Genomic DNA, 20109 nt, shown 5'->3' on the forward strand with positions numbered 1-20109 from the left:
TTCCTCTCAGCGCTCAGTACGCGAACGCGAGCACGTCGTCGCGGTGGTCACCGGACGGGTGGTCGTCGTCGGAGTCGGATGCCCGGGTGGCGAGCTCGGGCATGGATGCCGCGACCCCACCGCGGATGTACTTGACCATCAGCACCAGCTCGATCACGAGCATGATCCCGTAGACCGCGCTGAGCGTGATCACCGAGAACAGCAGCTCTCCGGCCGTGACTCCCGGCGAGACGGCCGCGGCGGTGAACATGTACACCCCGTCGACGCCGGTGGGGTTGGGGGCCACGACGAACGGCTGCCGTCCCAGCTCGGTGAAGATCCAGCCCGCGATGTTCGCCGCGAACGGGGCGACGATGCCGAGCAGCGCCAGGCGCATGATCCACGGCGAGCGGGGCACGGTGCCCTTGCGGGTCAGCCACAGCGCCACCAGGCCGCCGAGCGCCACGACGCCGCCCAGGCCGATCATGAGGCGGAAGCCCCAGTAGGTGACCCACATCACCGGCACGTACTGCACGTCGCTGCCGGCCAGGTCGCCGTAGATCGCCTCGTCCGGGATGGTCTTGCCGTACTGGTCGACGTAGTGCGTCTCGAGGTCGCGGATGCCGGGCATGTCGGCACCCCACTCCCCCGTGCCCAGGAAGCCCAGTGCCCCGGGGACCGCGATCAGGGTGATGACGTCGCCGCAGTCCTTCGATCCGGGATCGCCGAGCGAGAGCACCGAGAAGTCCGAGCCGGTGTGGCAGGCGGCTTCCGCGGCTGCCATCTTCATGGGCTGCTGCTCGTACATGAGCTTGCCCTGGACGTCACCGGAGACGACCGTCCCGAGGAAGCCGAGGACGGCGACGACGGCGCCCAGCCGCAACGACCAGATCCACACGCCGTGGTCGGTGCGGTCGCGCCCTGGCGCGGCATCCGTCTCCCCCACGACCACACGGCCCGTCTCGTCGACCGTGTCGATGCCGTCGTGGCGACGACGCCACAGGTGGTACCAGGAGATGCCGAGCAGGAACATGCCGGCGACGACCAGCGCGCCGAGGACCGTGTGCGTGTAGGCGGCGAGGGCGGTGTTGTTGGTGAGCACGGCCCAGACGTCGGTCATGACCGGCCGCCCGTCGGCTCCCATCTCCACGCCGACGGGATGCTGCATCCAGGAGTTCGCGACGATGATGAAGAACGCCGAGATCCACGATCCGATCACCGCGCACCAGAGCGCGGCGAGGTGCAGGCCCTTGCGCAGGCGGCCCCAGCCGAAGATCCAGATGCCGAGGAAGGTCGACTCGACGAAGAACGCGAGCAGGCCCTCCATCGCGAGCGGGGCCCCGAACACGTCGCCGACGAAGCGGGAGTACTCGCTCCATGCCATGCCGAACTGGAACTCCTGCACCAGGCCGGTCGCCACGCCGACGATGAAGTTGATCAGGTAGACCTTGCCCCAGAACTTGGTCATGCGCAGGAACTTCTCGTCTCCCGTGCGCACCCAGCAGGTCTGCATGATCGCGACCATCATGCCCAGGCCCAGCGTCAGCGGCACCATCAGGAAGTGGTAGACGGTCGTGATGCCGAACTGCCAGCGGGCGATGTCGAGCACGTCCATGCGGATCTCCTCCTCGGATCGTTCCGTGCGTCCGATCCTCTTGAATTCTACGCCTTGTAGAACTACTTCGACACACAATAGAACAATTTCGACGAGAGGTAGAATGGATGCGCCGGAAGAAACCATCACAGGCACGGGAGGCGCCGATGAGCACGCTCGGAGAACTGGAACGCGCCGTCATGGACGCGCTCTGGGACGCGGACGGGTCCCTGAGCGCCTACGACGTGCAGCACACCCTGGAGGCCGACGGCCGGACCCTGGCGGCGACGACGCTGCTGACCGTGCTGTCGAGACTGGAAAAGAAGGGCTTCGTCGCATCGGACCGTTCCTCGCGACCGCATCGGTACACGGCGGTCGCGTCGCGAGCCGATCACGTGGCCGAGCTGATGCACTCCGTGCTGGGCGATGCGGGCGACCGCACCGCGGTGCTCGAGCGCTTCGTGGGCGGCGTGTCGGCGGAGGATGCCGCCGTGCTGCGCCGTCTGCTCGGCGGCGCGGGCTGAGCACACGGCCATGATCGGCCCGCTGACCTCGGTCGACCACGCGCTGGCGGATCCCGGCATGGCTGGGGCCCTGGTGATCCCGCATGCGGTCGTCATCGCCGCTGCTGTCGTCTTCGGCGTCGTCGCCGTCGCACTGGCGTGGCCGGTGCCGGTCGCCCTCTCCCGCGCCACGTGGCCCATGCGCGCACCCGTGATGGCGCTGCTGCTCTGGCAGGTGATCGGCCTGGCCGGAGGGCTGTCGATGATCGGCGCGCTCGCACTGGCCGGCTACGCGGCCCTTCCGCAGCATCCGTGGCTCGCGCCGATCCCCGCCGCGCTGTTCACCGTGTACCTCCTGACCCATCTCGCGATCACGGTCGTGCAGGTCACGCGGCTGCGCCACCGCCACCTGGCGCTGCTCGAGATGCTCACCTCCCCGCACCCCACCCGCGCGCGCACCCGGGTGCTGGACGATGCCGTGCCCGTCGCGTACTGCCTGCCCCGCGGCGCGCGCTCGGTGACGGTGCTGTCGCAGGGCCTGCTGGACCGTCTCGACGCGGATGAGCTCGTCGCGGTCATCGCGCACGAGCGCGCCCACGTGGAGCAGCGCCACGACCTGCTGCTGCTGGCTTTCCGGGCCTGGCGCTCCGCACTGCCGTGGTTCCCGATCGCGGCGCGCGCCGAAGTCGAGGTCGCGGCGCTGGTGGAGATGCTCGCCGACGACCATGCTCGCCGTGAGGTGCATGACGAGGTGCTGGCGCGCGCGATCCTGCAGGTGGGCGCCAGCGGCGTGCCCGGTGCGGATCAGCCGGTGTCGGGGTCGATGCGGGTCAGCGACCGGTTCCGCCGGCTCGCAGGCTGACGCGGGCACCCGCCGTCGCGGGAGCCGTGTCGCCGAGCTGCAGCACGGCGTCGCCGTCCCTGCGATCCCCGGGACGATGCGAGACCAGGACGACGATCCGGTCGGCGGTCGCCGCGCGGACGTCGGCCATCATCGCCGCCGCGGTGGGCTCGTCCAGGTGCGCCGTGGGCTCATCGAGCAGGATCACGTCGGCCCGGGTGAGCAGCGCCCGCGCCACGGCCAGTCGCTGGCGCTCCCCTCCGGACAGAGCCGATCCTCCTGCGCCGACTCGGGTGTCGAGCCCGTCGGCGAGGGAGTCCATCAGGATGCCCAGCCCGGCACGCTCCAGCGCGTCACGCATGTCGCGGTCGTCGGGCGCATCATCGCGTGCGCGGGAGAGCAGCAGGTTGCCCCGGAGCGTCGAGTCGAAGACGTAGGCGTCCTGCGGGCACCAGGCGACGCGGTCCCGCCAGGCGCGCTCCTCCAGCGAGGCGAGCGGACGGTCGTCCGCGCGGATCTCGCCCGTCTCGACGGGCAGCGCCCCCATGATCGCGGACAGCACGGTGGACTTGCCCGACCCCGACGGCCCGTCCAGGACGAGCCAGCGCCCCCGCGCCGCCGTCCCCGTCACACCGGCCACGGCCGGGCGGGCGGTGCCCGGGTAGCGCACCGTGACGCGCTCGAGCGCGACCTGACGCACGGCATCCGGATGCCCGGTCCGCCAGGCCGGAGCGGGTGCCGGCTGCAGGATCGGGTCGAGCCGCGCGAGCAGTGCGCGCAGCGCCGGCATGCGCTGCGCCGACGCGACGAGGGCCGCCAGGGGCTCCAGCACGGCGAGCGCGAGCAGCGCCACGATCGATGCCGACGCCGCGGGTGCGTCCGCCGACAGCAGCGGGACGAGCACGGCCAGCAGCGCCGTGGCCGCGGTGACGACCGCGGTGCCGAGTCCTGCCGACCAGGCGGCCCGGCGCTCGGCCGTCGCGAGCAGTCCGGCGTGCGCGTCGAGCTCGCGCAGGGCGCGATCGCTGACGCCGTTCCCCCGCAGATCCTCGGAAGCGGATGCCAGTGCCGACGTGCCGCGGACGATCGCCGAGCGCGCGGCGATGCGCTCGGCTCCGGCGCCGCGCTCGCTGCGGATGGCGAGTGTCGTCGCGACGATGACGGAGGCGAGCAGCAGGACGCCGACGAGCGCGGTCAGATGAGGCGTGACCGCCGCGGTCGTCGCGATCGTGCCCGCGATGACGAGGATGCCGGCGCCTATCGGCGGGATGATGCGCGGAAGCTGGTCGCGCAGGTCGTCGGCCAGCGTCACGAGGTAGTCCAGCGGGGCACCGCCCTCCAGCAGCCGGCGAGAGCCCGCGCCGCGCGCGGCGATCGCGCGCCACAGGCGCAGGCGCAGTGCATCGACGACCTGGAACGCCGCCCGGTGCGTGACGAGCCGCTCCGCATACCGCGCCACCGAGCGGCCGATGCCGAAGGCCCGCACGCCAACGATCGCGACGAGCACGTACATGATGTACTCCTCGACGCCCGCGCGGACGATGAGCCATCCCGAGACGGCGGTGAGCGCGGCGGCGAGGCCTGCGGCGAGCGCCCCCAGCGCGATGGATGCCGCCCACAGCCGGGCGTGCGGGCGCAGCAGCGAGCTCAGGGTGAGGCGGCGAGCGGGCTCGGGCGCGCGCGGCGCGCCTTCGTGCGGCTCGCTTCTGAAGGACGCCTGCACTTCTGAAGGCTGCTCGGAAGCGGATCCTCCTTCAGAAGCGGCATCCTCCTTCAGGACGGATGGTGCGGATGCCTCTCCGACCGGGATATGCCAGTCGGCGAGGGCGAGGGTCTCCGGCTCATGGCTGGCGAAGACGATCATGCAGGCCGCCGCGCGCCGGCGGATGGCATCCCGCACGAGCTGAGCGGCAGCGGGATCGAGGTGGGCGGTCGGCTCGTCGAGCACCAGCAGGCGGGCGCCGGCATCCGCTCTCGCCAGCGCACGGACGACGGCGAGACGCCGCAGCTCCCCCGGGCTCAGCTCGGCGACGGCCGCGTCGGCGAGCGCGCCGAGTCCGACCTCCTCGAGGGCGTCGTCGCCTCCGCCGTACAGGGCGACCTCTGCCCGCGGCGTGTCGGCGAACGCCCTGGGTGCCTGCGGCGCCCAGGCGACGGCATCCGCTCCCCGGATCGCGCCCGTGACCTCGGCATCCGCCGGCAGCACACCGGCGAGCGCGGCGAGCAGCGTCGACTTGCCCGCGCCGCTCGGACCGGTGATCGCGGTGATCCCGTGCAGGTGCGCCGTGAAGTCGCTCAGCGTCGGCGCCTCCCGCCCGGCGTACCGGACGGTGAGCTTCTCGACGTGCATTCCGGGAGCAGGCTCCGTCCGGGCCCCGCGCGGGCGCGGCTTCGCCAGCAGAGCCCGGGCGCGGTCGAGGGCGGAGAGCCCGTCCTGTGAGGCGTGGAACGCCGCCCCCACGTCGCGCATGGCCTGGAAGCACTCCGGCGCGAGGATCAGAGCGATCAGCGCCGGCTCCAGCGTCATGCTGCGATCGAGCAGACGCAGGCCGAGTACGACCGCGACGAGGGCGACCGAGATCGTGGCGATGAGCTCCAGTGCGAGCGACGACAGGAACGCCCAGCGCAGCGTCTCCTCCGTGCGCGCGCGATAGCGCCGCTGGATGTCGTCGAGGGCGCGTGTCTGCTCGTCGACGCGACCGAGTCCGACCAGTACGGGAAGCCCGCGCGCGAGCTCGGTGAGGTGGTCGGCGAGCCGGGTGAGGGCGGTGAGCGCAGCATCCGTCCGCTGCTGGGTGTGCTTGCCGATGAGGATCATGAACAGTGGCACCAGAGGGATGGTGAGCACGATGATGAGCGCGCTGAGCCAGTCCGCGCCGAGGATCCTCACGCCGACGATCAGCGGCACCACCGCCGCCGCGATCAGCGCGGGGAGTGTCTGCACGTAGTAGTCGTCGAGATCGTCGAGCCCGTCGGCGGCGAGCACGGCGGTGCCGCCGCCGTCCGTCCCGCCGAGGGCGATCCGCCGCCACAGCCGGCTGCGCAGGTCGCGCTTGACGGTGGTGGCGATGCGCCGTGCGACGACCGAGGTCGCCCACTCGCCTCCGGCGCGCAGCAGGATGCCGAGGAGCCCGAGCAGGAGGATCGTCCGGGCGGCCTCCGAGGTGATGCCGGACCCGGCCAGAGCCCCGATACCGCGCGCGACAGCCTCGGCGATCAGCACGAGCCCGACGGCGCGCGAGGCGGCCAGCACTCCCAGCAGATAGATCGAGGGCTTCGGAACCGGCCCGAGGTCGGGCCGGCGGAATCCGGGAGCTCGCCGCGCGCGCTCGGCCTCGGCCGCCCAGGGATCGTTCGGGATCGGATCGACGCTCACCCCTGAATTCTACCGCTTGTAGAAGAGCGTTGGCGCCGGATCGTTCCACCCCCGGCTGACGCGCTCGGCGCACGGGATGCTACGGTGGCGGCATGCAGTGCAGGTGAGTCGCCTCCGTCCCCGCCGTCAGGCCGCCGTCCGGCGTGCCGCGGCATCCACGACCGAAGGATCCACCATGCACCGCCCGCTGCCCCTTTCCGGACAGACCGCACTCGTCACCGGCGTCTCCCGCCGCAAGGGCATCGGCTTCGCCGTCGCCCGCGAGCTCGCCTCGCTCGGCGCCGACGTCTTCATCCATCACTTCCGTCCGCACGACACCGCCCAGCCCTGGGGCGGCGACGACCTCGAAGCCGTGCGAAACGGCATCCGCGATGCGCTCGCGCCCGGCGCCGTCACGGCCGACCGGCACGCCGACCTGCGGGACGCGCAGGAGATCGAGGATCTGCTCGACGCGGCGGCGCTGACCGGCTCCCTCGACATCCTGGTGTGCAACCAGGCCCTGAGCGGGTCGGACGGCAGCATCCTGGAGATGACCGCCGACCGGCTCGACGCGCACTGGCAGACCAACGCGCGGGCGAGCCTGCTGCTGACGGCCGGGTTCGCGCGCAGGAAGCGGGATGGCGGAGCATCCGCGCCCTTCGACGCGCCCACCGGCCGCGTGATCTGGATGACCTCGGGTCAGGGAGACGGTCCGATGCGCGACGAGGTCGCCTACGCGACCAGCAAGGCCGGTCTGGCAGGCGTGACCCGCACGGTCGCCGCCGAGCTCCTCGACCTCGGCATCGTCCTGAACACGATCAACCCGGGGCCCGTGAACACCGGCTACCTCGACCCGGAGACCACGGACCGCGACCTGAGCTGGCTTCCGGGGTTCCTGGAGAGCACTCCGTTCGGCCGGTTCGGCCGGCCGGAGGATCCCGCCCGTCTGATCGGCTGGCTGTGCTCCGATGCCGGATCGTGGGTCGTCGGTCAGGTGCTCAGCAGCGACGGCGGCTTCGCCCTGCGATGAGGAGGATGTCATGACCATGCAGCCCTACACCTCGCTCCCCGTCAGCCAGGACGACGTGAGCTACGCCTACGGTCCGGACTCACTCCCGTCCCCCGGCGTCGTTGCGGGCCGCATCGAGCGGTTCACGATCGATGACAGCATCGCCTACCCCGGCACGACCCGCTCGGTCTGGGTGCACGTGCCGGCCGGCCACGACTCGCTGCGTCCGGCATCCGTGATGCTCTTCAACGACGGCTGGTGGTACCTCGACCCCGAGGGCGACGTGCGCGCCGGGTTCGTGCTGGACAACCTCGCCGCGCAGGACGCGATCCCGCCGACGGTGGGCGTCTTCGTCGACCCCGGGATCCGCACGGCATCCGAGGATCCGAAGAACCGGAACATCGAGTACGACGCCGCTGACGGCCGCTACGCCGGGTTCCTCATCGACGAGGTGCTGCCGCGGGTCGCCGCACTGCACATCCTCGAGCCGGGAGGCCACGGCATCTGCGGAGGGAGCTCCGGGGGCGATGCGGCGTTCACGGCCGGCTGGCAGCGACCGGAGGTCTTCCGCCGCGTCATCGCGTTCAACCCGAGCTTCGCGCAGATGCCGGAGGGCAATCCGTATCCGCGGCTTCTGCGCGACGGCGCGCGCCGCGAGCTGCGCATCCTGCTGCACGCCGCGCACCGGGACATCGGCTGGAACGATCCGGAGTGGAACTGGTTCGCGGAGTCCCTGGAGACCGCGGCAGCCCTCACCCGGACCGGGCACGACGTGCGCCTGGTCGTCGGCGACGGAGGGCACAGCCCGAATCACGGCGGCGTGCTGCTGCCGGATGCGCTGCGCTGGCTGTGGCGCTGAGCGCGGGTCAGGTCCTGCGCGCCTCGATGAGGTGCCGCGAGGAGTGATCCTCGAACACGCCGTCCCGCAGGATCTGCTCGTGCAGGTCGCGAAGGCGGTCGCGGTACGCGTCGACGGTGAAGCCGGGAACCCACCAGACCAGCTTGCGCAGCAGGTAGACCACCGCGCCGACGTCCCTGATCTCGATCCGCAGACGCGCGGTGCGCAGATCGACGATCTCCAGACCGGCCGCACGCGCGGCATCCGCCTCGACCTGCGGATCGCGCCCCTGGCGCTCCCTCGGCAGCGGGCCGAGGAAATACTCGATCAGCTCGAATCCGCTCGCAGGACCCACGTGCTGCGCGAGGTAGGTGCCGCCCGGGCTCAGGACGCGCGCGATCTCCTCCCAGTCCGGTGATACCGGATGCCGGCTGGTGACGAGGTCGAAGCCGCCGGCTGCGAACGGCAGCGGCGCGCCCGGCGCGGTCTGCACCACGGCGACGCCGCGGGGATGCAGTCGTGCCGTGGCCTGTGCGGCGTTGGGCGGCCATGCCTCGGTCGCCACGGCGACCGGCGGGAAGACGGATGCCTCGGCCAGCACCTCCCCGCCTCCGGTGTCGAGATCGAGGGCCGCGCGCGCGGATGCCCAGCGCTCCGCGAGCAGGCGGGCGTATCCCCAGGGCGGACGCTCCTCGGTGGCCCGCCCGTCGAGCCAGTCGAAGCCCCAGCCGGTGACGTCGGCTGCTTCGGCATCCGCGATGAGCTCCTCGAAGGTGTCGGCCATCTCTCGATCCTCACACGATCAGCGGGCCGCCGCGTCCCACTCCCGGAGGATGCCGCCCTGCATCACTCGGCGAGCGACACCGCCGCGATCGCTCCACCGACCATCGACGCGATGAGGTACGCCCCGTCGTCGAATCCGTACGCCAGCGAGATCGCCAGCGAGTGGTCCGCGGAGCTCCAGAACGCGCTGACGGAGACGAGCTCGCATCGTGCGACGAGAGCCGGGTCGGCGTCGCCGGGCATCCGCAGTGCGACCTCACGGAAGAGGTCGGACTGAGGCATCGACTGCAGCACCTCGAAGGCGGCCCGTGCAGCGGTTTCGACGTCATGCCTCTCGGCGTCTTCCCACGGCTGCTCGCCAAGCACCCCACTCGAATACGTGTCACCGCCGATCTGCAGGACGCAGCGCAGGAAGCTGTCGCCGATCGGGCGGAACTCCAGGTCGCTCATCGTCTCGCCTCTGGATTCTGCCGTCAGGCGACCGGCGCAGCCTTCACCGGCTCCGGGAACATCGCCGTGAACAGGTTGCCCACCCACTCGATCAGATCCGCGTCCACGGGCATCGGCACTACCAGCGCCTCTCCCCCGCCGACCAGCTTGGCCTTCGGGTACAGCCGCGCCAGGCGCACCTTCATGGAGTCCTCGAAGCGCGCCGGCGCGATGCGCAGGTTCGAGCCCATGGCCACCACATCCGTGAGGCCTGCGCGGGCCGCCCGGCGCCGCAGCCGTGCGACGGTCACCAGCGTCTCGACCTCCTCGGGAAGCGCGCCGTAGCGGTCGATGAGCTCTTCGGCGACCAGGTCGATCGCGTCCTCGGCTGCACCGGCACCGGCTGCGGCGGAGAGCTTCTGATAGGCCTCCAGACGCAGCCGCTCGCTGTCGATGTAGTGCTCGGGGATGCGGGCGTCGACCGGCAGCTCCAGGCGCAGCTCGACATCCGACGAGGTCTCCTCGCCGCGGAACGTCGCCACGGCCTCACCGATCATGCGCAGGTACAGGTCGAAGCCGACGCCGGCGATGTGGCCGGCCTGCTCGGCGCCCAGCAGATTGCCCGCGCCGCGCAGCTCGAGGTCCTTCAGCGCGACCTGCATGCCCGAACCGAGATCGTTGTTCACCGCGATCGTCTGCAGACGGTCTGCCGCCGTCTCGCTGAGCGGCTTGGCGTCGTCGTAGAGGAAGTACGCGTACGCACGCTCGCGACCGCGGCCCACACGACCGCGCAGCTGGTGCAGCTGCGACAGGCCGTACTTGTCGGCCTTGTCGATGATGATCGTGTTGGCGTTGGAGATGTCCAGGCCCGTCTCGATGATCGTCGTCGACACGAGCACGTCGTACTTGCGCTCCCAGAAGTCGTCGACCACCTGCTCCAGCTGGTGCTCGCCCATCTTGCCGTGCGCCACGGCGATGCGCGCCTCGGGCACGAGCTCGGCGAGCTCGGATGCCACGCGCTGGATGGACTGCACACGGTTGTGCACGAAGAACACCTGGCCCTCGCGGAGGATCTCGCGCCGGATCGCCGCGGCGATCTGCTTGTCGCTGCGCGGACCGACGAACGAGAGGATCGGATGCCGGTCCTCCGGCGGGGTCTGCAGGGTCGACATCTCGCGGATGCCGGTGACCGCCATCTCGAGCGTTCGCGGGATCGGCGTGGCGCTCATCGCGAGGATGTCGACGTTGGTCTTCATCTTCTTCAGCGCGTCCTTGTGCTCGACGCCGAAGCGCTGCTCCTCGTCGATGATCATCAGGCCCAGATCCTTGAAGATCACCTGGTCGGTGAGGATGCGGTGCGTGCCGATGACCATGTCGACCGACCCGTCCACGAGCCCCTGCAGCGTGAGCCGGGCCTCCTTGTCGGTCTGGAAGCGCGAGAGCGGACGCACCTTCACCGGGAAGCCGGCGAAGCGCTCGGTGAAGGTCTCGAGGTGCTGCTTGACCAGCAGGGTGGTCGGCACGAGCATGGCGACCTGCTTGCCCTCCTGGATGGCCTTGAAGGCGGCGCGCACGGCCACCTCGGTCTTGCCGAAACCGACATCGCCGGAGAGCAGCCGGTCCATCGGGATGGGTCGCTCCATGTCGGCCTTGATCTCGTCGATCGTCTGCAGCTGGTCGTGCGTCTCGGCGAACGGGAACGCCTCCTCCAGCTCGCGCTGCCAGGGGGTGTCCGGCCCGAAGGCGTAGCCCTTCGAGTTCACCCGCGCGGAGTACAGCTTGACCAGTTCCACGGCGATGTCGCGCACGGCCTTGCGGGCCTTGCCCTTGGCCGCCGACCAGTCGCTGCCGCCCATCTTCGACAGTGCGGGCGCCTCGCCGCCGACGTACTTCGAGAGCAGGTCGAGCTGGTCGGTGGGCACGAACAGCTTGTCCCCGGGGTAGCCGCGCTTGGACGGCGCGTACTCCAGCACCAGGTACTCGCGGGTGGACTTGACGGCGTTGCGCCCGCCGGAGGACACCTCGCGCTTGGTCATCTCGACGAACCGTCCGATGCCGTGCGTGGTGTGCACGACGTAATCGCCCTGCTTGAGCTGCAGCGGGTCGACGACGTTGCGACGACGAGACGCCAGCTTCTTCACGACGCGCTGGTCGCCGCCGATCGTGCGGCCGTAGAACTCGCTGTCGGTGAGCACGGCGAGCTTCGCCTCGGGCACCTGGAAGCCGGACTCGACCGAGCCGACCACGAGCGAGGCGATCCCGCCCTCGGGCGCGTCGACGAGGTCCTCGAGGATGCGCGCGGCGAGGCCGCGGTCGCTCAGCACGTCGCGGGCGCGCTCCACGAGCCCGTGGCCGGAGGCGATCACGACGACGCGCCATCCCTCGCCCAGTCGCGCCTCGACGAAGGCGATCGCTCCGTCGACGTTGCCATGGAAGGACGGGATGATCGAGGAGTCGAGGTTCGCGGCGTCGGCATCGTCGATCGCGAACGGACTGAGCCGCCACCACACGCCCTCGCGTCCGCGCACGATGTCGCGCAGCTGCGCGATGGTGCGGAAGTCGCCTGCGCCGAGGTCGATCGGAGCGGATGCCCCGGATGTGGCCGCGCTCCATGCGGCGTCCAGGAACTCGCGGTTGGTCTCGCCGAGGTTCTGGGCGCGCGTGCTGGCGCGCTCGGGGTCGACGATCGCCGCGGCGGATCCTTCGGGCAGGTACTCGGCCAGCGTCACCAGCGGTCCCGCGACGGCGGGGAGCAGCGACTCCATGCCCTCGACCGGGATGCCCTCGGCCATCTTCTCGAGCATCCCCGAGATCGCCGGGAACCGGCCGACCAGTGCGGCCGCGCGCTCGCGCACGTCTGCGGTCAGCAGCAGCTCGCGGCTGGCGGGCAGTTCGACGGATGCCACGTCGCCCGGGAGGGAGCGCTGGTCGGCGACCGAGAAGGCACGGATCTGATCGACCTCGTCGCCGAAGAAGTCCACGCGGGCCGGGTGATCGGCCGTGGGAGGGAAGACGTCCAGGATGCCGCCGCGCACGGCGAACTCGCCACGACGCGAGACCATGTCCACGCGGGAGTAGGCGCGCTCGACGAGCTGTTCCACGGCGTCTTCGAGCTCGATGCCGCGCCCTCCGACGCGGAGCTCGAGCGGAGCCGCGTCGCCGAGGTTCGCGGCGACCGGCTGCAGCGCGGCGCGCACGGAGGCGACCACGACCAGCGGCTTCTCGCCGGACCAGGTGCGGATCCGGCGCAGCGTCTCCAACCGGCGCCCCACCGTGTCGGGGCTGGGGCTCAGGCGCTCGTGCGGCAGCGTCTCCCAGGCGGGGAACGTCAGGATCTCGGCATCCGCGAGATAGGTGCCCAGAGCAGCGGCGACCGATTCGGCGCGGCGGCCGGTCGGCGTCACGACGAGGGCGGATGCCGGATGCCCCGCCTGCGCGCGCTTGCGCAGCAGGCCCGCGATGACCGGGGCGTCGAGCCCGTCGACCACCGAGATCTCGCCGTCGGTCTGCGCCCAGGTGAGGGCGTCACGATAGAGGTTCGCCTCTTCCAAGGCGCGCAGAATCCCCGGAACAGTCACCGGAACATACTATTCGGCCGCGCTGACATCGGGGTCTGACGGACGCCGCCGCGCGGCTCGGAAGCCCTCGACGCCCAGCAGCGCGAGCGCCACGGCGAGGATCAGGTAGACGACGGCATCCGCTCCCTGCATCCGCTCGCCGAGCACGAACGCGACGCCGACCAGCAGCACCGGCTCGACGTAGGTGAGCAGGCCGAACACCGGCATGGTGAGCATGGTCGATGCGCCCAGGTACAGCACCATCCCGATCCCGCCGAGCAGGCCCACCAGGGCCAGCCCGGCGACCTCAGGGAGCGGCAGCGGACCCGGCGTCGCCGTGAGGAACACGACCGCGGCGACCGGCGACATGACGGCCAGCTCCACCCCGAACACGAGCGGCCCGTCGAGCCCGAAGCGCTGCCGCAGCACGAAGTACACGGCGTAGGGGATGCAGATCACGATCGTCACCCACGACAGCTGCGGCGTCGCCGCGAACTTCACCACCACGGCCAGCAGGGCGAGTGCGACCACGCACCACTGCACCCGGCTCACCGGCGCGTGCAGGATGAAGCGCCCGCCGAGCACGAGCGTGATCGGCAGCAGCAGGTAGCCGAGCGAGGCATCCAGCCCGTGCCCGTGCATGGGCGCCCACATGAACAGCCACAGCTGGAATCCGACGATCGATGCGAGCAGCAGGGCGAGCAGCGGCATCCACCAGCGGGCGCGCAGCCTGCGGAACAGCACCCGCAGGGCCTCCCGCGCCCCGGGGTGCCACAGCGCCAGCAGATAGAGCGCCAGCGTCACGAACACCCGCCAGGCCCAGACGACCTCGGCGGACGAGCTCAGCTGCGCGGTCAGGTAGAAGATGCTCGCGAAGAGCACGGATGCCAGCAGGGACACGAGCACGCCCCTGGGCGATGAGCGCTGCATCGGCACGGCCGTCCTCCCCGGTCTGACGGCGGAACGGCCGTGCCACAAGCGTACCGACCGGCCCGTACGCTGGGCGGATGGAACCCGTCACATTGCGCACCGAACGCCTCGTCCTGAGCATCCCGACCGAAGCGGACATCGACGCGATCACCGCGGCCTGCCAGGACCCCGAGGTGCCGCGCTGGACGACGGTGCCCAGCCCGTACTCGCGGAGGAACGCCGAGGACTTCGTCGGGCTCGTCGCCTCGTGGTGGGCGGACGGCGTCGAGACGGTCTGGGCGATCCGCAGGGACGGCGCCCTCGCGGGCATGATCGGCCTGCACAAGGTGTCGCTGCGTCCGGACGGCGGCGATGCCGAGATCGGGTTCTGGGGCACCGATGCGCACCGCGGCCAGGGAGTCATGACCGAGGCCGCGCGCGCCGTCGTGGACTTCGGGTTCGGCGAGCTGGGGCTCGCCCGTGTCGAATGGCGAGCGGTGGTAGGCAACATCCCGTCGGCGCGCACGGCCCGGGCTCTCGGCTTCCGGTACGAGGGGATGCTGCGCCAGGGGCACTCCAGCCCGCGGGGCCGCGACGACGCCTGGATCGCCGGGCTCCTGGCATCCGACGACCGCACTCCCGTGGAGTGGCCGGTGCTCTGAGGCGCTGGCCGTTGTCGGATGCGGATGACAGGATGTCTGCATGCCCGAGATGCCGGAGGTGCAGGGGCTCGTCGACTTCCTCGGCGAGCGCGCGGTGGGACACGCGATCACGCGCACGAGCGTGGGCGAGATCGCAGCTCTGAAGACCTACGATCCTCCGAACACCGCGCTGCACGGCGCGACCATCACGGCGACCGCGAGGTACGGCAAGTTCGTCGACATCGCCTGCGGCGATGACCTTCACCTCGTGTTCCATCTGGCGAAGGCCGGCTGGCTGCGCTGGTACGACACCCTGCCGACGACGCTGATCAAGCCCGGACGCAGCCCGATCGCGCTGCGGATCGCGCTGGACGACGGCAGCGGATTCGATCTCACCGAGGCCGGTACGAAGAAGTCGCTCGCGGTCTATGTCGTGCGCGATCCTCAGGACGTGCCCGGCATCGCCCGGCTCGGTCCCGATCCCCTGGATCCGTCGTTCACGCGCGACGTCTTCGCATCGCTGCTCGCGGGAAGGCGGATGCAGATCAAGGGCCTGCTGCGCGATCAGGGCGTGATCGCGGGCATCGGGAACGCCTACAGCGACGAGATCCTGCACGTCGCGAGGATGTCGCCGTACGCGCCGTCCGGCAACCTCGACGACGAGGCCATCGACCGCCTCTACACGGCCATGCAGGACACGCTGCGCGATGCTGTCCGGGTTGCCTCCGGCAAGCCGCCGTCGGATCTGAAGGATGCCAAGCGCGCCGGCTTCCGGGTGCACGCACGCCGCGGCGAGGCCTGCCCGGTCTGCGGCGACACCGTGCGCAGCGTGTTCTTCGCCGACCGCAGCCTGGAGTACTGCCCCACCTGCCAGACCGGCGGCAAGCCGCTCGCCGACCGCCGGCTCTCCCGGCTGCTGAAGTAGGCGGCCTTGGCGTTCAGGACGCGCACCGGCCGGGCCGTCGCGGTGGGACACGGCACCATGGTCCTCAGCCAGCTCTTCTGGTGGGTCGTGCTGCTCTTGCTCGTACTCGTCGCGCTCGCCCAGCTCGTCGGAGCCACCGTGCTCTGGATGCCGGAACAGATACCGTGGGCGCCGGACGGACGTCCGAGAACGGTTGCGGCGACGATCAACGACACCGCTGCCGCCCTGATGCAGCTCGCGATGACGTTCTCGCTCATCGATGTCGGATGCGGTTTCACCATCTTCATCAGCGCGACCAGCGGCTGGGGTCCGCAGAAGACTGTCCGGCTGCGGGACTACGCCTCCGCCGCAGTCAGTTCTCTGACGGGGCGGTGGTTCCTGTTCGGGGCACTGATAGCGGCGCTGCTCAGCGTCGAGCTGCAGAGACCCGCGGAGACGTCGCGCACGGTCGTCTCCCTCATATGCCTCGGGCTGCTCATCACTGTGTGGATCATGGTGCTTCGCGGCATCAGACGAATCACCGCCACCAACCGCGCCCAGCCGTACTTCTCAGGACTGACCGACGATCAGAAGGACCTGGCAGAGAACCCGTGGCCGACACGCGTCAAGCCGACATTCCCCGACCCGGAACTTACCGGATCAGAAGACGACGCGATGCGATACGCCCGGCGGGCCCACCGCATCGCACGCCTTCATGAATGGATCGGTGGCGGTGTGATCGCCTTGTCCACCGCTGTTCTCGGTGCCGCGGTCGCCCAGTTCTTCGTGCCTTCCGGAGATGTGGCCCCGTGGATCACCAGCATCGTCGCGCTGCTGGTCCTCGCGCTCGGCTACGCCATCCACCGGCGCGGCAGCCAGTACAACCGGCTCCGCGAGCAATTCGAGCAAGCCGCCGCGAAGCTGCGGGAAGAGACGGACCGTGTTCGTGGTGGCGTCGTCGGGTGGGTGCGTGCCCTTCTCGGCCTCTGAAGCAGGGAGCATCCGGATGCCACTCCGCATAGAAGGAGGAAAACGTCAGCCACGCCGCGTGAACGCCGGCGTTTCCCTCCTCGCATCGCCACCGAGTGGAACACGACCGGCTGCTGAAGTGAGTTGTATTACCGGGAATGAATCATCGGATGCCGCGTTGACTAGACTCAGAGCATCAACGTGCTCCGGGGTCGGTGTGAATCCGAACCGGCGGTGACAGTCCGCGAACGCCTGGTCACAGGCGCCGATCCGGTGGAACTCCGGAACCGACGGTGATGCGAGCAGCAGCTCGCTAGTCCGGAGGAGAGGCAGCACGGGCGACGCGTCGAGCGTGCCGCCGGACCCCGGGAATCCAGAGAGAGACGACCGATGGCATCCAGCGAGGCGGAACGCGAGGCGATGACGCGAGCCCTGGCGCTGGCGCCGAACGGCCCGCGCGGGCTGAACCCGCAGGTCGGCGCCGTGATCCTCTCCCCCGCCGGAGAGGTGATCGCCGAGGGCTGGCACCGCGGTTCCGGCACTCCGCACGCCGAGGTCGATGCGCTCTCCAAGCTCTCCCCCGGTCAGGCCCGCGGCGCCACCGCGGTCGTCACGCTCGAGCCCTGCAACCACACCGGTCGCACGGGCCCCTGCTCGCAGGCGCTCATCGACGCCGGCGTCTCGCGGGTGATCTACGCGCTCGACGATCCGGGCCAGGCATCCGGCGGCGGAGCCGAGCGCATGCGCGCGGCCGGCCTCGATGTCGAATCCGGCGAGCAGCAGAACGCTGCGCGCGCGCTCATCGCCGACTGGCTCACCGTGCAGCGCCTGGGCCGCCCGCACGTCACCGTCAAATGGGCGCAGAGCCTGGACGGCCGGGCCGCAGCATCCGACGGCACCAGCCAGTGGATCACCGGACCCGCCGCCCGCGCCGATGTGCACCGCCGCCGCGCGGCGTCCGACGCGATCGTCGTCGGCACCGGAACCGTGCTCGCCGACGACCCGTCACTCACCGCCCGCGACGGCGACGAACTCTACGCGCACCAGCCGATCCCCGTCGTGATCGGCTCCCGCCCGACCCCGGCGGACGCCGCGGTGCGCCGCCACCCGCGCGAGCCGCTGTTCTACGACACCCGCGACCTCACCGCGGTGCTCGACGACCTGCGCGAGCGCGGCGTGCAGCGCGTGTTCGTGGAGGGCGGGCCGACCCTCGCCAGTGCGTTCATCGCCGCAGGGCTCGCGGACACCGTGCTGGCGTACCTCGCGCCGGTGCTGCTCGGCGGCGCGCGTCTCGCGCTCACCGACATCGGCGTCGACACCATCGCGGATGCCCGTCGCCTCACGATCGACGAATGGCTGCCCCTCGGCGACGACCTGCTCGCGGTCGCCCGCCCTTCAGTTCTGGAAGAGAGAAGCTGATGTTCACCGGAATCATCGAGGAGATCGGCGAGATCGCCGCGATCGCGCCGTCGGGAGACGGCTGGCGCCTGACCGTGCGCGCCCCGAGGGCGGCATCCGACGCGGTGCACGGCGAGTCGATCGCCGTGAGCGGCGTGTGCCTGACCGTGGTGGGCTCCACCGCCGACACCTTCGACGCGGATGTCATGAAGCAGACCCTCGACGTCTCGGCCCTCGGCGCCCTCGACGTCGGCTCCCGCGTGAACATCGAGAAGGCCATGCCGGTCGGGGCCCGCCTGGGCGGCCACATCGTGCAGGGGCACGTCGACGGCACCGGCGCCGTCCTGGAGGTGCGCCCCGGCGACCAGTGGCGCATGCTGCGCATCTCGCTGCGCGCCGACCTGGCCGCGCTCGTCGTCGACAAGGGCTCGATCAGCGTCGCCGGCACCTCGCTCACGGTCAGTGCCGTCAGCGACGTCGCCGAGCCGGACGCGTGGTTCGAGGTCTCCCTCATCCCCGAGACGCTCGAGGCGACGATCCTCGGAGCGCTCACCCCCGGCGACGTCGTCAACCTCGAGACCGACATCCTCGCCCGTCACGTCGAGCGCCTGCTCGCGTTCCGCACTCTCCCGGAAGGAGGCTCCCGATGAGCCTTTCCACCATCGACGCCGCCCTCGACGCGCTGCGCGCCGGCCGTCCCGTGATCGTCGCCGACGATGAGAACCGCGAGAACGAGGGCGACATCATCATCTCCGCGGAGCTCGCGAGCCCCGAGGTGATGGCCTTCATGGTGCGCTGGACGTCGGGTCTGATCTGCGCGCCGATGCCCGCCGACCTCGCCGACAGCCTCAACCTCCCGCCCATGGTGGAGAGCAACGAGGATGCCCGCTCCACCGCCTACACGGTCAGCGTGGATGCGGCCGAGGGCGTGACCACGGGCATCAGCGCGCACGACCGCGCGCACACCCTGAACGTGCTCGCCGACCCGTCCTCCACCGCCACGAGCATCATCCGCCCCGGGCACATCCTGCCGCTGCGCGCCGTCGACGGCGGCGTGCGCGAGCGCGGCGGTCACACCGAGGCCGCTGTGGAGCTGATGCGCCTGGCGGGCCTGCACCCGGTCGGTGCGATCGCCGAGGTCGTCGCCGAGGACGGCAGCATGATGCGACTGCCTGCGCTGCAGGAGCTGGGCGCCCGCGAGGACATCCCGGTGATCACCATCGAGCAGCTCATCCGTCACCTGAACGAGATCGATCCCCGCGACGAGGCCGACTGCCGGGCGAAGAAGACCGCCCGTCGCGTCAGCCTGCGCGCCGACGCGACCGTGCCGACCGAGCACGGGACCTTCCGGTTCCTCGCCTACAAGGACCGTGTCACCGGCACCGACCACATCGCGGTCGTCTCGGGCACGCCCGGCGAGACCGCCCTGGTGCGGGTGCACTCCGAGTGCCTGACCGGCGAGGCCTTCGGCTCGCAGAAGTGCGAGTGCGGACCGCAGCTGCAGGCGGCGCTGGATCGCATCGACGCCGAGGGCGGCGTGGTCATCTACATGCGCGGCCACGAGGGACGCGGCATCGGCCTGATCAACAAGCTGCGCGCCTACAGCCTGCAGGAGGAGGGCCTCGACACCGTCGATGCCAACCTCGCGCTCGGCCTTCCCGCCGACGCCCGCGACTACGCGGCGGCCGCCGGCATCCTCTCCGACCTCGGCGTATCCAAGGTGCGACTGCTGACCAACAACACCGACAAGGTCAAGCAGCTGCGCGAGCTGGGCCTGGACGTCGTCGAGCAGGTGCCGCTGATCGTCGGCGTCGGCCCCAACAACCACCAGTACCTCGAGACCAAGCGCGATCGCATGGGCCACATCATCGGCGAGTCCGAGCTGGCCGATGCCCTCGCCCACGGAAAGGACGACGCATGAGCGGCGCCGGAGCACCCACCCCTCTCACCCCGGTCGACGGCACCGGCCTGCGGGTCGTCGTGATCGCCGGCACCTGGCACGAGGTCATCTCCAACGGCCTCATCGCCGGTGCGCAGCGCACGCTGGACGCCGCCGGCGCCGAGCACACCCTGGTGCGCGTGCCCGGGTCGTTCGAGCTGGCCGTCGCCGCGCAAGCCGCGTTCGCCGGTGGAGCGGATGCCGTCGTCGCCCTCGGCGTCATCATCCGCGGCGGGACGCCTCACTTCGAGTACGTCTCGGCGGCCACCACCGATGGCCTCACCCGCGTCTCGCTCGACGCCGGCAAGCCGGTCGGCTTCGGCCTGCTCACGCTCGACGACGAGCAGCAGGGCCTCGACCGCGCGGGTCTGCCCGGCTCGCAGGAGGACAAGGGCGCCGAGGCCGCGGATGCCGCGCTGCGCACCGCGCGCGTGATCGCGGACCTGCGGGGCTGAGGCCGC

17 protein-coding genes and 1 riboswitch are annotated in these 20109 nt (G+C 70.9%); of the genes, 11 read left to right on the forward strand and 6 right to left on the reverse strand.

Annotated elements, in window-relative coordinates; all coding sequences use genetic code 11:
• Nucleotides 1–13 precede the first annotated feature (13 nt).
• A complete protein-coding gene (locus ACTJJ4_RS06020) occupies nt 14–1594 on the reverse strand; it encodes a cytochrome ubiquinol oxidase subunit I (RefSeq protein WP_440942439.1) in 1581 nt (526 codons plus the stop codon).
• Between the two features lie 146 nt (nt 1595–1740).
• Between ACTJJ4_RS06020 and ACTJJ4_RS06025 the strand changes: the two genes are divergently transcribed.
• Complete coding sequence (locus tag ACTJJ4_RS06025) at nt 1741–2097, forward strand: BlaI/MecI/CopY family transcriptional regulator (RefSeq protein ID WP_285634214.1); 357 nt, start codon at nt 1741–1743, stop codon at nt 2095–2097.
• A 10-nt stretch (nt 2098–2107) separates the two neighbouring features.
• Nucleotides 2108–2938, forward strand: a complete 831-nt coding sequence (locus ACTJJ4_RS06030; RefSeq protein WP_440942440.1) for a M56 family metallopeptidase — start codon at nt 2108–2110, stop codon at nt 2936–2938.
• Here the strand turns inward: ACTJJ4_RS06030 and cydC are convergent.
• Entirely contained in the window at nt 2907–6293 is a 3387-nt protein-coding gene (gene cydC / locus ACTJJ4_RS06035) for a thiol reductant ABC exporter subunit CydC (protein ID WP_440942441.1), read from the reverse strand. The two genes, ACTJJ4_RS06030 and cydC, sit on opposite strands and share 32 nt — an antisense overlap.
• A gap of 175 nt (nt 6294–6468) precedes the next feature.
• On the opposite strand from cydC, the gene ACTJJ4_RS06040 reads away from it, so the two are divergent.
• Entirely contained in the window at nt 6469–7302 is an 834-nt protein-coding gene (locus ACTJJ4_RS06040; RefSeq protein WP_440942442.1) for an SDR family oxidoreductase, read from the forward strand.
• 10 nt (nt 7303–7312) lie between these two features.
• Nucleotides 7313–8140 (forward strand): alpha/beta hydrolase, encoded by an 828-nt coding sequence (locus tag ACTJJ4_RS06045; RefSeq protein WP_440942443.1) that lies wholly within the window; start codon nt 7313–7315, stop codon nt 8138–8140.
• A 7-nt stretch (nt 8141–8147) separates the two neighbouring features.
• Here ACTJJ4_RS06045 and ACTJJ4_RS06050 read toward each other — a convergent pair whose 3' ends face one another.
• From ACTJJ4_RS06050 to ACTJJ4_RS06065, 4 genes are all read right to left on the reverse strand, one after another.
• A complete protein-coding gene (locus ACTJJ4_RS06050) occupies nt 8148–8903 on the reverse strand; it encodes a methyltransferase domain-containing protein (RefSeq protein WP_440942444.1) in 756 nt (251 codons plus the stop codon).
• Nucleotides 8904–8965: 62 nt separating this feature from the next.
• A complete protein-coding gene (locus ACTJJ4_RS06055; RefSeq protein WP_440942445.1) occupies nt 8966–9352 on the reverse strand; it encodes a hypothetical protein in 387 nt (128 codons plus the stop codon).
• Between the two features lie 23 nt (nt 9353–9375).
• Complete coding sequence (mfd, locus tag ACTJJ4_RS06060; RefSeq protein WP_440942446.1) at nt 9376–12909, reverse strand: transcription-repair coupling factor; 3534 nt, start codon at nt 12907–12909, stop codon at nt 9376–9378.
• A 9-nt stretch (nt 12910–12918) separates the two neighbouring features.
• Nucleotides 12919–13824 carry an EamA family transporter gene (locus tag ACTJJ4_RS06065; RefSeq protein ID WP_440942447.1) on the reverse strand — a complete coding sequence of 302 codons (906 nt, stop codon included), beginning with the start codon at nt 13822–13824 and terminating at the stop codon, nt 12919–12921.
• Nucleotides 13825–13895: 71 nt separating this feature from the next.
• On the opposite strand from ACTJJ4_RS06065, the gene ACTJJ4_RS06070 reads away from it, so the two are divergent.
• The 7 genes from ACTJJ4_RS06070 (at nt 13896) to ribH (ending at nt 20103) form a co-directional block, all read left to right on the forward strand.
• Complete coding sequence (locus ACTJJ4_RS06070) at nt 13896–14459, forward strand: GNAT family N-acetyltransferase (protein WP_440942448.1); 564 nt, start codon at nt 13896–13898, stop codon at nt 14457–14459.
• A gap of 40 nt (nt 14460–14499) precedes the next feature.
• Nucleotides 14500–15363, forward strand: a complete 864-nt coding sequence (locus ACTJJ4_RS06075; protein WP_440942449.1) for an Fpg/Nei family DNA glycosylase — start codon at nt 14500–14502, stop codon at nt 15361–15363.
• A 57-nt stretch (nt 15364–15420) separates the two neighbouring features.
• Entirely contained in the window at nt 15421–16332 is a 912-nt protein-coding gene (locus ACTJJ4_RS06080; RefSeq protein WP_440942450.1) for a hypothetical protein, read from the forward strand.
• A gap of 177 nt (nt 16333–16509) precedes the next feature.
• Nucleotides 16510–16650, forward strand: a riboswitch (FMN riboswitch).
• A 51-nt stretch (nt 16651–16701) separates the two neighbouring features.
• Entirely contained in the window at nt 16702–17730 is a 1029-nt protein-coding gene (gene ribD / locus ACTJJ4_RS06085; protein WP_440942451.1) for a bifunctional diaminohydroxyphosphoribosylaminopyrimidine deaminase/5-amino-6-(5-phosphoribosylamino)uracil reductase RibD, read from the forward strand.
• Nucleotides 17730–18359, forward strand: coding sequence for a riboflavin synthase (locus ACTJJ4_RS06090; protein WP_440942452.1), 630 nt, complete (start codon nt 17730–17732; stop codon nt 18357–18359). The genes ribD and ACTJJ4_RS06090 overlap by 1 nt, the downstream gene beginning before the upstream one ends.
• A complete protein-coding gene (gene ribA, locus ACTJJ4_RS06095; protein ID WP_440942453.1) occupies nt 18356–19630 on the forward strand; it encodes a GTP cyclohydrolase II in 1275 nt (424 codons plus the stop codon). Before ACTJJ4_RS06090 ends, ribA begins: the two co-directional genes overlap by 4 nt.
• The gene (gene ribH, locus ACTJJ4_RS06100; protein ID WP_285634252.1) at nt 19627–20103 is read left to right on the forward strand and encodes a 6,7-dimethyl-8-ribityllumazine synthase; all 477 of its coding nucleotides are present in this window, start codon (nt 19627–19629) and stop codon (nt 20101–20103) included. Before ribA ends, ribH begins: the two co-directional genes overlap by 4 nt.
• The last annotated feature ends 6 nt before the right edge of the window (nt 20104–20109 follow it).

The organism is Microbacterium sp. 22195, from assembly GCF_052056515.1.
Classification (GTDB): Bacteria; Actinomycetota; Actinomycetes; order Actinomycetales; family Microbacteriaceae; genus Microbacterium.